Consider the following 13,966-nt stretch of genomic DNA (forward strand, 5'->3'; position numbering starts at 1 on the left):
CCGTGGGTCGTTTCGAACGAGGTCGGGAGCGGGCAATGAGTCGAGCCAAACAACTGTGCGTTGGTGTCGCGGCGGCGGGCCTCTTCGGCCTGGGAACGTCGGTTGCGACGGCAGTCGCCTACGCCGATACCGGCAGCGATGCCGGTCCGTCGGCAGGGGCCGCCAAGGCCAGCTCCGCCAGCGCCGGACCGAAAGTCCGCACCCGCACCCAGCCGCAGCGCACCACCGGCGCGGTGAGCCAACCGGCTAAGTCCTCGGCGACGAGCGGCAAGACCACGTCCTCCGGACGTACGACGACATCGCCTGCGGCAGCGGCACTCTCGCTGGCCCTGTCGACACTGGGCATCGTTCCGCCGTCGTCGTCCGCAGCGGCCTCCTCGACGGCGTCCCCGGCGGTGGGGAACAGTCGCCGCGGCGTGGTGATGACCGCAACCCGCGTGGCCGCGGCGAACAAAGGGGGATCGGTCAGCACCCTGGCGGCGGGTACGCCGACGCACGTGCTGGTGATCGGGATCGACGGCACGAATCTCAGTGCGATCCTGTCCAACCCCGACAACGTGAACCTGCAGGCCCTGATGAGCACCGGCACCACCGCCGCGTCGACGATGGTCGGGCACACCACGATGTCCAACCCGTCGTGGACGGGGATCTTGACGGGTGTGTGGAGCGAGAAGACGGGTCTGTTCAACAACGTCTTCACGCCGTGGACCTACGACAAGTGGCCGACGGTCTTCAATCAGCTCGAGGCCTATGACCCGTCCATCCAAACCACGGCGATCGCCGACTGGGAGAACATCGCTCAGATCGCCGGCGCCGGTGCGTTACCGGCCGACGTGATCAAGTTCTTCCCCAAGTACAACAACAGCTGGCTGGACACCGACGACCTCGTCGGTCAGGCGAGCGTCGACGCGATCAACGGCACCACCGCCGGGGTCTCCAGCTTCAATTTCACCTACTTCGTCGGGGTCGACGACACCGGGCACGAGTCCGACGCCGGGTCGCCGCAGTACGCCGCGGCGCTGACCAATGTCGACCAGAACGTCGGCGACATCATGCAAGCAGTCGACGACTGGAACACCTTGCACCCCACCGAAAAGTGGACGGTGCTGGTGACCACCGACCATGGCCAGGTGCCGTGGCCGACCATCAGGCTGGGCTCCGATATGCGGGCCCATGGCTTCCAGACGCCCTGGGAAACAACCACTTTCGTGATCGCCAACGGACCGGGCTTCGAGCCGGGGGCGATCAACAACACCTATTCCAACATCGACATCACCCCCACCGTGGACGCATTGTTCGGGTTGACGCCCCCGTCCTATTCGGCGGGCAACCCGCTGATGGACCTCAGCGCAAGCAATTACAAGCCCGTCGTGCCCGGCTTCGACGGGATCAACCAGGCGCTCACCGACGCCATCAACATGTACGGCTATCCCAACGTCGTCACCAACATCGCGCTGGACCTCCGGACCATCGTCGGGTTCGTGCCCTATTTCGTGTACACCGTCTTCAACGGCCTCACCGCGGACATGTCCGGACCACTGAAGCTGCCGATCCAGTTCATCGGCGCCCTGCTCTACCAGGCGGTGAACATCCCGGCGCAGATCATCGCGCGGCTGACGGGCGTGACGGGCAACCAGATCATCCCGCCGGACCTGTGGCCGTACACGACGGTGCCGGGCGTTCAGCCCTTGCCGCCCGCGCCGCCAGCGCCTGCGGTGCCGAGCCTCGAGGCCCTGGCGGTCTAGAGCCGTCTAGAGCCACAGTGAGACTGTCGGCCCCTCCTGGTTAGGTGGGACCGTGCTCGACACCGTGGCCGTGGAGAACTACCGCTCGCTACGCCGGCTGGTCGTGCCGCTGCGCGGCTGCAATGTCGTCACCGGCCCCAACGGCTCGGGCAAGTCCAGCCTGTACCGGGCGCTGCGGCTGCTGGCCGACTCGGCGCGCAACGGCTCGGTCAACGCGCTGGCGCGCGAAGGTGGGCTGAGTTCGACGATGTGGGCCGGGCAGGGCGAAAAGGGTCCGGTGAGCCTCAAGCTGGGCTTCGCGGGCGAGGATTTCGGCTACGCGGTGGATTTCGGGATGCCCGTCCCCGGCAAATCCGAGTTCAACCTGGATCCGGAGATCAAGTCGGAAGCCGTGTGGGCCGGCCCGGTGTTGCGGCCGTCGGCGCTGCTGGCGCAGCGATCCGGTCCGGTGGTTCTGCTCCGCGACGCCGAAGGTGAGTGGCGCACCGCGGCCACTCTGCGGCCGTTCGACAGCATGCTCAGCGAGGTCGCCGACCCGCAGGCGGCACCCGAACTTTTGGCACTGCGCGAACGGGTGCGGTCCTGGCGGTTCTACGACCATGTCAGGACCGACAATGCCGCGCCCGCCCGACGGCCCCAGATCGGCACGCGGACAATGGTTTTGAGTCATGACGGCGCTGATCTCGCCGCGGCACTGCAGACCATCGCCGAGGTGGGCGATTCTCGCGCGCTGGCCGAGGCGGTCGACGACGCGTTTGCCGGCAGCCGGGTGGAGATCCGCAACAGCGACGGCCGCTTCGAGGTCACCCTGCGCCAGCCCGGGATGCTGCGGGCACTGACGGCGGCCGAACTCTCCGACGGCACGCTGCGGTATCTGCTGTGGGTTGCCGCGTTGCTCACCCCGAGGCCGGCCGAGCTGACCGTGCTCAACGAGCCGGAGGCCAGCCTGCACCCCGACCTGCTGCCCGCGCTGGCCGCGCTGATCGCCCGGTCCTCGGAGCGATCCCAGGTCTTGGTCGTCACTCACGCCGACGCGTTGGTCGAGGCGCTGCGTCGCCAGCAGCGCGAGGTGAACGCCATCGAGCTCGTCAAGGAATCGGGTCAGACGGCGATCGTCGGCCAGGGTCTGCTCGACGAGCCGTCCTGGCACTGGCCTGCCCGGGGATGAGCCCACCTATCCTTGGGCATCATGCGTGTGATGCTGGTCGGGTCTGGTGAGCTGAGCCGCGAGCTGGTGCTGGCTTTCCAGCGGCTCGGGGCCGAGGTGGTCGCCGTCGATCGGTACGCCGAGGCGCCGGCCCACGACGTCGCCGACGAGGCGCTCGTCGTCAAGATCACCGACCCCGAGGAACTGACCGCCGCCATCGCCCGAGTCGAGCCGGCCTACGTCGTCGTCGACACCAACGAGGTGGCCATCGACGCGCTGCGGGCCGCCGCGGACGGCGGAACCACCCAGGTCGTGCCCGGTGTCTATGCCACCCAGCTGAGCCTGGACCGGGAGGGGATGCGCCGGCTGGCCGCCGACGAACTGGGTCTGCCGACCGCGCCGTTCTGGTTCGCCGGGTCCGTCGATGAGCTGACCGCCGTTGCCGAGCACGCCGGGTTCCCGCTGGTGGTCAAGCCGGTGATCGGGACGCCCGGTCAGGGTCAGTCGGTGCTGCTGCGTCCTGAGGACGTCGAGCCCGCCTGGCAGCGCGCCGTTGCGGCCGGCGGCCGGGTCCCGCACAACCGCGTGCTGGCCGAGACCGTCGTCGAGATCGACTACGCGGTCACCTTGCTGACCGTGCGCACCGATGGACCCGCAGGTCCCGCCCTGCACTTCTGCGAGCCGATCGGGCACCGCCAGCTCGACGGCGGTGTCCTGGAGTCCTGGCAGCCGCAGCAGATGACCGTGGCGGCGCTTGGTGCGGCGAAGTCGGTGGCCGCGCGGATCGTGCGGGCGCTGGGCGGCCGCGGGGTCTTCGGGGTGGAGCTGCTGGTTCGCGGCGACGAAGTGTATTTCTCCGACGTCAGCGTGCGTCCGTACGACAGCGGGCTGGTCACGCTGCGCACCCAGCGGCTGTCCGAGTTCGAGCTGCACGCCCGGGCCGTGCTGGGCCTGCCGGTGGACACCATCATGGTGTCGCCGGGCGCCGCGGAGGTCACCTACGGCGGTGCCGACGAGAGCGCGAACACCCCGGAGATCGACCCCGCGGTGTTGGCCGAGGCCCTGGTGGTGCCGGAGAGCGACGTGCGGCTGTTGGGCCGCCACGACGGCTCGGCACGGTCGCGGCTCGGGGTGGCGCTGGCCACCGGGTCCGACGTCACCGTGGCCCGCGATCGGGTGCGGCAGGTCTCGACGGTGCTGCACCGGGTGTGGCAGCCGTGACCGAACCGGAGGACGACGGCGCGAGCCCGATGCCTATTTTGATCGCGCTGGGTGTTGCCCTGCTGGTGCTTGGCGTGATCGGGGCCGTCTGGCTGTTCAATGACAACAAGCCGCTGAGCGAGGACCTGAAAGTCGGCCGCGCCGCCGTCGGCCAGAACGATGCCCTGCAGCGGGACAGCTACGGGGACTTCCGCAAGTACACCTGCACCGCGCAGCAGGGTGTCGAAGCCGAAGTTCTTGACCGCCAACAGAAGTCGAAGGCGGCACAGGGTGCGCGCTACGTCGACGACATCAGCGAGGTGAAAATCGACGGTGATCGGGCCACCGGCACCGTTGTCTACCACTTCGACCACGCGCCGGACAACAAGATCAAGGTGCCGATGAACTTCGTGCGTGAGAACGGCGAGTGGACCGTCTGTTCGCCCGGTCCGGTCTAGGGAGCATTCCGTCCGTCCCAGGATGATGTGGAAGACTCGGGCGGGTGAGTTACGCAGGAGATATCACCCCTGAGGCGAGCTGGAAACTGCTCAGCGACAACCCCGAGGCGGTCCTGGTGGACTGCCGCACCGACGCCGAATGGCGGTGGGTCGGGGTACCCGATCTGTCCAGCCTCGGCCGCAAGGTGGTGTTCGTGGAGTGGAATCGCGGCACCGGTCAGCGCAACGACGACTTCGTCGCCGACCTGATCGCCGCCGGCGTCACTCCCGGAGAACGGCCGGTCGTCTTCATCTGTCGCTCCGGTAATCGCTCCATCCCCGCGGCCCAGACGGCCACCGCCGCCGGAATTGCGCCGTCCTACAACATGCTTGACGGCTTCGAAGGCCAGCTTGACGGGGACGGCCATCGTGGCAGCAACGGCTGGCGTGCGCTCGGCCTGCCCTGGAAGCAGTCATGACCGAACCGACCGAACCGACTGTGCCGTCGGTGCGGATTCCCGCGCCGTTGCCCGACGGGGTCAGCCAGGCGACCATCGGGGTGCGGGGTGGGCTGCTGCGCTCGGGCTTCGAGGAGACCGCTGAGGCGATGTACCTGACGTCCGGGTACGTCTACTCCTCGGCCGCCGAGGCGGAGAAGTCGTTCACCGGCGATATCGACCGCTACGTCTACTCCCGCTACGGCAACCCGACGATCTCGATGTTCGAGGAACGGCTTCGGCTGGTCGAGGGGGCACCGGCCTGCTTCGCGACGGCATCGGGGATGTCGGCGGTGTTCACCTCGTTAGGCGCGCTGCTGGGCGCGGGCGATCGACTGGTGGCCGCGCGCAGCCTGTTCGGCTCGTGCTTCGTGGTGTGCAACGAGATCCTGCCGCGCTGGGGCGTCGAGACCGTCTTCGTCGACGGCGAAGACCTCTCCCAGTGGGAGGAGGCGCTCTCCAAGCCGACGCAGGCGGTGTTCTTCGAGACGCCGTCCAACCCGATGCAGTCGCTGGTCGACATCGCCGCGGTATCGGAGATGGCGCACGCCGCAGGGGCAAAAGTGGTGCTGGACAACGTCTTTGCCACTCCGCTGCTGCAGCAGGGCTTTCCGCTCGGGGTGGACGTGGTGGTGTACTCGGGCACCAAGCACATCGACGGTCAGGGCCGGGTGCTCGGCGGGGCGATCCTGGGCGACAAGGAATACATCGACGGTCCCGTGCAGAAGCTGATGCGACACACCGGGCCTGCGCTGTCCGCCTTCAATGCCTGGGTGCTACTCAAGGGCCTGGAGACCATGTCGGTGCGGGTGGATTATTCGAACCGCTCCGCCCAGCTCATCGCCGAGTTCCTGGAAGCACAGACCGGCGTGAACTGGGTGAAATACCCGTTCCTGGAATCGCATCCTCAGTTCGATCTGGCCAAGCGGCAGATGCGCGGCGGAGGCACCGTCGTGACCTTCGAACTGGATGGCGGCAAGCAACGGGCGTTCGAGGTGCTCGACAAGCTGCAGGTGATCGACATCTCGAACAACCTCGGTGACGCCAAGTCGCTGATCACGCATCCGGCGACCACCACCCACCGCGCGATGGGCCCCGAGGGCCGCGCCTCGATCGGGCTCGGCGACGGGGTGGTGCGAATCTCGGTGGGGCTGGAAGGCACCGAGGATTTGATCGCCGACCTGGATCGCGCGCTGAGCTAGCAGTGTCACGCAACTCCGACGCGAAGAAGGCCCGCCGCAAAAAGCGGCAGGGCGCCCGCGACGTGCGGTGGCTGCCCGACGAGGTCAAGGACTCTCTCGACGACGTGGATGTCGAACTCGCACAGGCGGTCGAGACCTTCGACGAGTGGCTGACCGCCCGCGGCTGGACATTCGACGCCGAGTTCTCCACCGAGACCTTGATCAGCTGGTTCTACGAGCCGTCGGCCGCCGCCGTCGCCGATGACGCACACGAGCCGGTCACTCGAATCTGGATCACGGCATCGGGGGCCGACGACGACTTTCCCGAACGGGTCACGGCCATCCTCGTCGGCACGGCCGGTGAGGACGAGGGCGCGCTCTACACCGTCGAGCCGGAAGTCCTGCTGGCGCACATCGCGGCGGTCGAGAACTACCGGCCCGGCGACGCCGTACCCGTGCTGGGCTAATCCTTTTCGTCGTCTTTGGGGAGTAGCCGTTCGGGGTGGTGGTAGTCGTTGGTGCCGCCTTTGAGCATGGGGAGTCCTGGGGGTGGGAGCCATTGGGTTTGGCCGTTGGGAAGTATTTGGGTGTCCCAGCCGCCGGTTTCGACGAGTTGGTTGTCGGGCGGGCAGGCCAGGGTGAGGTCGTTGATGTCGGTGTTGCCGCCGTTTTTCCAGTCTTTTGCGGCGTGGTGGACAACGGAGTGGTAGCCGGGGGCGTCGCAGCCGGGTCGGGTGCAGCCACGGTCCTTGGCGTGCAGGATGATTCGTTGGTCGGCAGAAGCGATGCGTTTGGTGCGCCCGAGCCACAACGCTCTGCCGGTGACTCCGTCGAACAGGGCGAGGTAGTGGTAGGCGTGGGCGCTCACCCGGATCACGTCTGAGATCGCGACCACGGCGCCGCTGGCGGTGATGCCGTAGCCGGTTTTGTTTTGGAGGTCTTGCAGGGTGGCGGTCACGATCACCGTGACGGGTAACCCGTTGTGTTGTCCGAATTTCGGGTCCCCGAGTTGTCCGCGCACCAGGGCTTTGAGGGCGTCATGCTGACGTTGGCCATGACTGCGCGCATCCCGCTCGACGATCTCATCGGAGGGGTTGACGGTGGGGTTGTCGTCGGCGGGATTGCCCATGCCCGGTGCGGCGAATTTGGCCATCCAGGCGTCGAGCTCTGAGCGCAACTCCGGGTCGGCGATCAGCTTGCCGACGCTCATGCCATCGACGTGTTGCCCGCCACACCATACGAATCCGCGTTTGCGGGCGCGGTCTTCATCGGAGAACGTCCCGTCGGGATTGAGATGCAGCGCCAACCGGTAGGCGACCTTCGCCAACTGATCCGGACGCAGATTCACCGCATGCCCCGCCAACGATTTCTCGGCCTTCTCGACCTCCACCGCCGGCACGTGGTCGGGCAGGTCGTGGAAGAACTTCTGGATCACCCGCAGGTGCTCGCGATCCAACTCCCCGCGGTGCCAGGCCACCGACGTTTCGGGCAGCAGCGGCGGCAGCGGTTCCCCGGTCAGCGTGGTGCGCGGCGCGAGCTGTTCGGCGTCGCGGATCCGGCGTCGTGCTTCGGGGGGACTGATCCGCAACGCATCAGCCAAGGCGATCCCGACCGGTGGGCAGCCTTCGAATTGCTCCAACCGGGCGACCCCGGCGTGAGAGATCGCCGCCTGCAGCCGCTGGGCGGTTTCCATCCGGTCCAATACCGCGAACCGCTTCGGCGGGGGCAGCGTCAAGAGATCGATCGTGGCCAGCTCCCCGACGACATCGTCGAGAGCGTCCAACACAGAGTCGATCGAACTCATGTTCGAATACTATGCCCACCCGCCGACAAAAACTGCGTCCAAAAGCAATCTGGGGATCAATCCCGAACTGTGGATAAGTCAATGCTCACAACAGAACTCAGCGGCAGTGGGCTAATCCTTATCCGGGGTCTCCACCACGCCGGTGGCGGTCTGGGCCCGCTTCTCGTAGGCGGCGCGGGCGGTGGTGTCGAAGTCGAGGAAGACCCGGTCAGTACCCATCTTGTTGGACAGCCAGCGCCGCCCACGCGGCGGCAGGAACATCACCGCGGCGGCCAGGAAGCGCGAATAGTTGGGCACCGAGATCGCGGTTGTCGGCTTGTCCAGTGCCTTGACCACCGCGGCGGCGATGTCCTCGGGCTGCACCGGTTTGGTGGCGGCGGTGGTGTGCGTACCCGAGATCAGCTCGGTGTTGGTGAATGTCGGCATGACACAACTGATGTGGACGCCCTGCGGCGCGTATTCGTCGGCCAGTCCGGTCGACAGGCCGACGACCGCGAATTTGGTTCCGGCGTAGAGCGCCTGCCCGGGCACGGCCAGCATGCCGGCCATCGAGGCGATGTTGACGATGTGGCCGCCGCGGCGCCGGACCATCTCCGGCAAGACCAGCCGGCAGCCGGTGATCACGCCGTAGAGGTTGACCTCGACTGCGGTGCGGACCGCCTGTTCGGAGTGAGAGAGGAATGGGCCGACGGGCATGACGCCGGCGTTGTTGATCAGCACGTCGATGTGGCCACCGCCGTCGGCGCGGGCCTTGTCCAGGAAGGTCGCGAACGATTCGGGATCGCTGACGTCGAGCGGGTAGCCCGAGACCGGGCCGAGCTTGGTCAGCTGGGCGACGGCCGACTCTTCCAGCGCCACGTCCCGGTCGCCGATCACCACGCGCGCGCCGCGCTGCAGCAGCGCCCGGGCGGTGGCGAAACCGATTCCCCGGGCAGCACCGGTGATGGCGATCGTCTTGCCACGGATGTTGTCCATGAACAGCGACTTTACAGGTGTCAACTTTGGGGTGAAAGGGGCAGAATGGCCCGGTGACCGGATTGCGCTTCGTCCCAGTTCACACCGACGACGAGCTGGCTCAACCGCTGCTGGCCGAGCTCGCCATTGAGTACGCCAGCCGCTACGACGGCACCGAAGCGGGCGTCGCGAGGTGGCTGCGCAGCCATCCGGCCGGAACGTTCGACCCGCCCGGCGGCGGCATGCTCATGGGATTGCTCGACGACAAACCGGTGACCGGCGGGGCGTTCTGCCGTTTCGATGACGACACCGCCGAACTCAAGCGGATCTGGACCGACAGCCGAAGCCGGCGCCGGGGGTATGCCACGATGCTTCTCGCCGCGCTGGAGGCCGAGATCGCCGATCGCGGATATCGCCGGATCTACCTGACCACCGGCAACCGGCAGCCTGAAGCCGAAGCGCTCTACGACAGCGCCGGCTACGCCCGGCTCGCCGAGCCGCTGCCCAGCCAGGGGGACGTGTTTCCGGTGGCCTTCGTCAAGGCGCTATCGAAGGCTTAGCTGGGCGAATTTGAAATCAGGGTGAGTACAACCCCGGGTTCCGGAATGCGTTCTGCCGCCGCGCGTTAGACAGTTGTGTGATGGCGCAAAACCTTCTTCATCTCGGCGTCGCACTCGACGGGTACGGCTGGCATCCGCAGGCGTGGCGGCACGCCCTGGCCGCTGATGCTTCCGCTGCGTCGGTGACCTCGGGACGGCACTGGGCTCAGCTTGCCGCCACCGCCGAACGCGGCCTGCTGGACTTCCTCACCGTCGACGACAGCTTCAGTGCCCAGCCGGGGCGCCGGGAAGAAATCGACCCGCGCCGGCTGGCCGGCCGCGCCGACGCCGTCCTGGTGGCGGCCAGGATCGCCCCGCTGACCCACCACATCGGGCTCATTCCGGTGGCCACCGTGACCCACACCGAGCCGTTTCACGTCTCCAAAGCGATCGCGACACTGGATTTCCTCTCGCACGGCCGCGCCGGCTGGCAGGCCCGGGTCAGTCCGGCGGCCTACGAGGCGGCCTCGTTCGGGCGGCGGACTGCGCCCGAGGGTGGTGAATTATTCGACGAGGCAGCTGATTTCGTCGAGGTGGTACGACGGTTGTGGGACAGCTGGGAGGACGACGCCGTCATTCGCGACGTCGCCACCGGCCGTTACGTCGACCGCGAGAAGCTGCACTACATCGATTTCACCGGACCGCACTTTTCGGTGAAGGGCCCGTCGATCACGCCGCGTCCGCCCCAGGGTCAACCCGTGATCGCCGCACTCGCGCACGCCCAGCCTGTCTACGAATTCGCCGCCGCCGCTGCCGATCTGGTCTTTGTCACACCGACCGACGAGGCGTCGCTCCTGGAGATCTTGGGTCAGGTCGACGCCGCGGGTGGCCACCCCAGGGTGATCGCCGACGTGGTGGTCAGCTTCGGCGGCGACGGTGAGTTCCGTTCCGATGCACTGGTATTCGCAGGAAGTGCGGCGCAACTGGCCGAGTTGCTGCTGGGCTGGCATGATCTCGGCCTGGCCGGGTTCCGGCTGCGCCCCGCGGTCCATGCCACCGACCTACCCGTGATCGCCGACGAGGTGGTTCCGCTGCTGCAGCGAGCCGGGCGATTCCGCACCGGTTACCGCGACGATGAAACTCTGCGCGAACGGTTCGGGTTGCCGGCAGTGGTCAACCGCTATGCCAAGGCCGGGCTGTCGTGAGCGTCCCGCTGTCGATCCTGGACCTGTCGCCGATCAGCGCCGGGTGTGACGCGGCGTCCGCGCTCCGCAACACCGTCGACCTGGCTCGCCATGCCGAGCAGTGGGGGTATCGGCGCTACTGGGTCGCCGAGCACCACTTCGTCGCCGTCGCGAGCTCGGCGCCCGCGGTGTTGATCGGCCAGATCGCCGCGGCCACCGAACGGATCAGGGTCGGCGCCGCGGCGGTCCAACTCGGCTACACCACGGCACTGGCCGTGGTGGAAAGCTTCGGCATGCTCGAGCAGTTCCACCCCGGGCGCATCGACCTGGGGCTCGGTCGCTCTGGTCAGCGGCGCAAGGAAGTCGAGCGGGGCGATCTGACGCCCCGGCCCGACGTGCCGTGGCGCGAGATCGACGGGGTGGTGGTGCCGGCACCATTCGACGTGCGGGCGCTGCTGGCCAGCCCCAGGATGCGGGCGCTGTCAACGGTTCTCACCCAGCCCGAGGCCGTCCCGCCGGACTTCGCCGAACAGGTCGGTGACATCCTGGCGCTGCTGGACGGCAGCCACACCGTGGACGGATACCCGGTGCACGCGGTGCCAGGGGAGGGCTCAGGCCTGACCCCGTGGGTCTTCGGCAGCAGCAAGGGCCAGAGTGCCGAGGTCGCCGGCGCGCGGGGCCTGCCATTCGTGGCGAGCTACCACATCACCCCGAGCTCGGCATTGGACGCCGTCGACGCATACCGGGCGGCGTTCACCCCGTCGCCGCAGCTATCGAAGCCACACGTGGTGGTCTCGGCCGACGTCCTCGTCGCCGACGACTCCGCCACCGCACGGCATCTCGCCGCGCCATTCGGTCAGTGGGTGTATTCCATTCGGGCACAGGGCGGGGCGGAACCGTATCCGGATCCCGACACGGTGGTACCGCTGGCCGACGATCAGCGCGCCGTCGTCGAGGATCGACTCGCCACCCAATTCGTCGGCGACGCCGACGAGGTGTCCGAGAAACTCATTGCCCTGCAACGCGTTACCGGTGCCGACGAGCTGGTGGTGACGACGGCCACCCACCGCCACGCCGACCGGCTGCGCTCATTCGAACTGCTGGCCAAACGTTGGGGCGTGACGGGATGATACGAGAAGGAAAGCAACGCAAGCAGATTCACCTTGGCGCACATTTCCCCGGGGTGAACAACACCACGGTGTGGTCTGACCCGGAATCCGGCAGCCAGGTCGAATTCGACTCGTTCGTCCACCTCGCCCGCAAGGCCGAGCAGGGGCTGTTCGACTTCTTCTTCCTCGCCGAGGGATTGCGGCTGCGCGAGCACCGCGGGCGGATCCACGATCTGGATGTCGTCGGCCGCCCGGACACCTTCACCGTGCTCGCGGCGCTTGCGGCGGTCACCGAGCACGTCGGCCTGGCCGGCACCATCAACACCACGTTCAACGAACCGTTCGAGGTGTCCCGGCAGTTCGCCAGCCTCGATCACTTGTCCGAGGGCCGCGCCGCGTGGAACATGGTGACCTCATCAGATGCGTTCACCGGCGAAAACTTCAGGCGCGGTGGCTTTCTCGACCACGCCGATCGCTACCGGCGGGCCGAGGAGTTCATCACCGTCGCCCGCGATCTCTGGGACAGCTGGGCCGCCGACGCCGTGATCGCCGATCCGGACTCCGGCATCTACGTCGACCCGGATCGCATCCAGACGGTGTCCCATCGCGGGCCGCAGTTCAACGTCCGCGGCGTGGCCACGCTGCCCGCCGGACCGCAGGGTCATCCGATCCTCCTGCAGGCCGGTGACTCCAGCGAAGGCCGAGACTTCGGCGCCAAACACGCCGACGCCCTGTTCACCGGGCACGGCGCGCTGGACGACGGCCAGCGCTACTACGCGGACGTGAAGGCCCGCGCCGTGGCGCATGGCCGAAATCCGGATGACCTCAAGGTCTTTCCCGCCGCGACATTCGTTCTCGGCGACAGCGCCGCCGACGCCGAGGAGAGAGCGCGGTTCATCCGCCGCCAGCAGGTCACCCCGCAGACCGCGATCGCGATGCTCGAACAGGTCTGGCAGCGCGACCTGTCGGGCTACGACCCGGACGGTCCGCTACCCGATGTCGAACCCGTCGATGACCCGAGCATCACCCAGGGCCGGGTGCGCCACGGCGACCCCAAGGCGCTTGCCGCATCCTGGCGGGAGCGGGCTGAAGCCGACAAGCTGTCGATTCGCGAACTCGTCATCGCGGTCACCAGCCGTCAACAGTTCGTCGGAACCGCGGAGCATGTCGCTGCCGAGATCGACGAGCATGTGCAGGCCGACGCCTGCGACGGGTTCATCCTGGTGCCGCACCTGACTCCGCACGGGCTGGACGAGTTCATCGACACCGTGGTGCCGTTGCTGCAGGAGCGCGGCGTGTTCCGCACCGAGTATCGCGGCGCCACGCTGCGGGAAAATCTAGGGCTCGGCTCGTCGGACAGCGCGACTCAGCGCGGCGTGGCCTGACGCGCGGCCTCGCGGATCGGCCCGACCCACAGGTCGCCGTGGCCGGGAATCAGCACATCGGTTTCCAGCATCGCCAGCGCGGACAGGCTGCGCACGCAGCCCGGCTCGTCGTGGTTGAAGACCCGGTGCAGTAGCTGGGGACCGTTGCCCCGCGACAGCGGATGCCCGGTCACCAGGGCGTCGCCGCTGACCAGCACGCCGTCGACGATGTAGGAGCAGTGGCCGCCGGTATGCCCCGGGGTCGGTATGGCCAGCGGCCGGCCGGGCAGGCGTTCGGCAACATCTTCGGTGAGTGCGCCGGTCGACGGGATGCCCTCGTGCACGAGGGCGCCCTTGCGGGCGATGTCCAGCGACCACTTCACCCACCGCGGCTGCCAGGCGTGCAACATCAGGTCGACCGGCGAAGCCTGCTGCAGGTATTCGCGTTTGGCGTGGCCCACCTCGTCGGCGTGGCAGTAGACCGGGGTGCCGTGGGTCTTGGCGAACCAGATGGCCGAGCCGAAATGGTCGACGTGGGCGTGGGTCAGCAGGATCGCCGTGACATCCGCCGGGCCGAATCCGAGCTGGGCCAGCGATGCCAGGACATCGTCGCGGTGACCGGGGAAACCGGCGTCGATCAACATGACGCCGGCGTCGTCGGTGACCACCGTCCAGTTGACCAGTGGTGTTTGCGCCATGTGGACGCGTTCGGTGATTGCTGTCAGGGCCACGGCCATGCCGCGAGTTTAGAACCCCGCGCGCGAGCAGGACCTCGTCGCTCACTGCGCGAGCGAAGAGAGTAGAA

Annotated in this window: 14 protein-coding genes; 11 read left to right on the forward strand and 3 right to left on the reverse strand. The window is 67.7% G+C overall.

Annotated elements, in window-relative coordinates; translation table 11 throughout:
- Nucleotides 1–35 precede the first annotated feature (35 nt).
- From SLQ31_RS26070 to SLQ31_RS26100, 7 genes are read left to right on the forward strand one after another with little or no spacing between them, the layout of a single operon-like run.
- On the forward strand, nt 36–1,745 hold the full coding sequence (locus tag SLQ31_RS26070; RefSeq protein ID WP_319437040.1) for an alkaline phosphatase family protein: 1,710 nt from the start codon (nt 36–38) through the stop codon (nt 1,743–1,745).
- A 52-nt stretch (nt 1,746–1,797) separates the two neighbouring features.
- Entirely contained in the window at nt 1,798–2,913 is a 1,116-nt protein-coding gene (locus tag SLQ31_RS26075; protein ID WP_319437041.1) for an AAA family ATPase, read from the forward strand.
- 21 nt (nt 2,914–2,934) lie between these two features.
- A complete protein-coding gene (purT, locus tag SLQ31_RS26080; protein WP_319437042.1) occupies nt 2,935–4,113 on the forward strand; it encodes a formate-dependent phosphoribosylglycinamide formyltransferase in 1,179 nt (392 codons plus the stop codon).
- Nucleotides 4,110–4,550 (forward strand): lumazine-binding protein, encoded by a 441-nt coding sequence (locus SLQ31_RS26085; protein ID WP_319437043.1) that lies wholly within the window; start codon nt 4,110–4,112, stop codon nt 4,548–4,550. Before purT ends, SLQ31_RS26085 begins: the two co-directional genes overlap by 4 nt.
- Before the next feature lie 44 nt (nt 4,551–4,594).
- Nucleotides 4,595–5,008: a rhodanese-like domain-containing protein gene (locus SLQ31_RS26090; RefSeq protein WP_319437044.1), complete on the forward strand. Its 414-nt coding sequence runs from the start codon at nt 4,595–4,597 to the stop codon at nt 5,006–5,008.
- The gene (locus SLQ31_RS26095; protein ID WP_319437045.1) at nt 5,005–6,228 is read left to right on the forward strand and encodes an O-succinylhomoserine sulfhydrylase; all 1,224 of its coding nucleotides are present in this window, start codon (nt 5,005–5,007) and stop codon (nt 6,226–6,228) included. The genes SLQ31_RS26090 and SLQ31_RS26095 overlap by 4 nt, the downstream gene beginning before the upstream one ends.
- A 2-nt stretch (nt 6,229–6,230) precedes the next feature.
- Entirely contained in the window at nt 6,231–6,674 is a 444-nt protein-coding gene (locus SLQ31_RS26100; RefSeq protein WP_319437046.1) for a hypothetical protein, read from the forward strand.
- Here SLQ31_RS26100 and SLQ31_RS26105 read toward each other — a convergent pair.
- Together SLQ31_RS26105 and SLQ31_RS26110 are read right to left on the reverse strand one after the other, a co-directional pair.
- The gene (locus tag SLQ31_RS26105; protein WP_319437047.1) at nt 6,671–8,011 is read right to left on the reverse strand and encodes an HNH endonuclease signature motif containing protein; all 1,341 of its coding nucleotides are present in this window, start codon (nt 8,009–8,011) and stop codon (nt 6,671–6,673) included. The two genes, SLQ31_RS26100 and SLQ31_RS26105, sit on opposite strands and share 4 nt — an antisense overlap.
- A gap of 111 nt (nt 8,012–8,122) precedes the next feature.
- Nucleotides 8,123–8,986: an SDR family oxidoreductase gene (locus tag SLQ31_RS26110; protein ID WP_319437048.1), complete on the reverse strand. Its 864-nt coding sequence runs from the start codon at nt 8,984–8,986 to the stop codon at nt 8,123–8,125.
- A gap of 53 nt (nt 8,987–9,039) precedes the next feature.
- Between SLQ31_RS26110 and SLQ31_RS26115 the strand changes: the two genes are divergently transcribed.
- The 4 genes from SLQ31_RS26115 (at nt 9,040) to SLQ31_RS26130 (ending at nt 13,182) form a co-directional block, all read left to right on the forward strand.
- The gene (locus tag SLQ31_RS26115) at nt 9,040–9,525 is read left to right on the forward strand and encodes a GNAT family N-acetyltransferase (protein ID WP_319437049.1); all 486 of its coding nucleotides are present in this window, start codon (nt 9,040–9,042) and stop codon (nt 9,523–9,525) included.
- Between the two features lie 80 nt (nt 9,526–9,605).
- The gene (locus tag SLQ31_RS26120) at nt 9,606–10,709 is read left to right on the forward strand and encodes an LLM class flavin-dependent oxidoreductase (RefSeq protein WP_319437051.1); all 1,104 of its coding nucleotides are present in this window, start codon (nt 9,606–9,608) and stop codon (nt 10,707–10,709) included.
- Complete coding sequence (locus tag SLQ31_RS26125; RefSeq protein ID WP_319437052.1) at nt 10,706–11,818, forward strand: LLM class flavin-dependent oxidoreductase; 1,113 nt, start codon at nt 10,706–10,708, stop codon at nt 11,816–11,818. Before SLQ31_RS26120 ends, SLQ31_RS26125 begins: the two co-directional genes overlap by 4 nt.
- Nucleotides 11,815–13,182 carry an NtaA/DmoA family FMN-dependent monooxygenase gene (locus tag SLQ31_RS26130; RefSeq protein ID WP_319437053.1) on the forward strand — a complete coding sequence of 456 codons (1,368 nt, stop codon included), beginning with the start codon at nt 11,815–11,817 and terminating at the stop codon, nt 13,180–13,182. Before SLQ31_RS26125 ends, SLQ31_RS26130 begins: the two co-directional genes overlap by 4 nt.
- On the opposite strand, the gene SLQ31_RS26135 is transcribed toward SLQ31_RS26130, so the two are convergent.
- On the reverse strand, nt 13,164–13,898 hold the full coding sequence (locus tag SLQ31_RS26135) for an MBL fold metallo-hydrolase (RefSeq protein WP_319437054.1): 735 nt from the start codon (nt 13,896–13,898) through the stop codon (nt 13,164–13,166). The two genes, SLQ31_RS26130 and SLQ31_RS26135, sit on opposite strands and share 19 nt — an antisense overlap.
- Between the last annotated feature and the right edge of the window lie 68 nt (nt 13,899–13,966).

It is taken from the genome of Mycobacterium sp. RTGN5 (genome assembly GCF_033804465.1).
In the GTDB taxonomy this organism is placed as follows: Bacteria; Actinomycetota; Actinomycetes; order Mycobacteriales; family Mycobacteriaceae; genus Mycobacterium.

Bases quoted from the DNA above. Each gene is read 5' to 3' on its own strand.
- SLQ31_RS26070 (WP_319437040.1), top strand. From the start codon at position 36: ATGAGTCGAGCCAAACAACTGTGCGTTGGTGTCGCGGCGGCGGGCCTC.
- purT (WP_319437042.1), top strand. From the start codon at position 2,935: ATGCGTGTGATGCTGGTCGGGTCTGGTGAGCTGAGCCGCGAGCTGGTG.
- SLQ31_RS26095 (WP_319437045.1), top strand. From the start codon at position 5,005: ATGACCGAACCGACCGAACCGACTGTGCCGTCGGTGCGGATTCCCGCG.
- SLQ31_RS26105 (WP_319437047.1), bottom strand. From the start codon at position 8,011: ATGAGTTCGATCGACTCTGTGTTGGACGCTCTCGACGATGTCGTCGGG.
- SLQ31_RS26110 (WP_319437048.1), bottom strand. From the start codon at position 8,986: ATGGACAACATCCGTGGCAAGACGATCGCCATCACCGGTGCTGCCCGG.
- SLQ31_RS26120 (WP_319437051.1), top strand. From the start codon at position 9,606: ATGGCGCAAAACCTTCTTCATCTCGGCGTCGCACTCGACGGGTACGGC.
- SLQ31_RS26130 (WP_319437053.1), top strand. From the start codon at position 11,815: ATGATACGAGAAGGAAAGCAACGCAAGCAGATTCACCTTGGCGCACAT.
- SLQ31_RS26135 (WP_319437054.1), bottom strand. From the start codon at position 13,898: ATGGCCGTGGCCCTGACAGCAATCACCGAACGCGTCCACATGGCGCAA.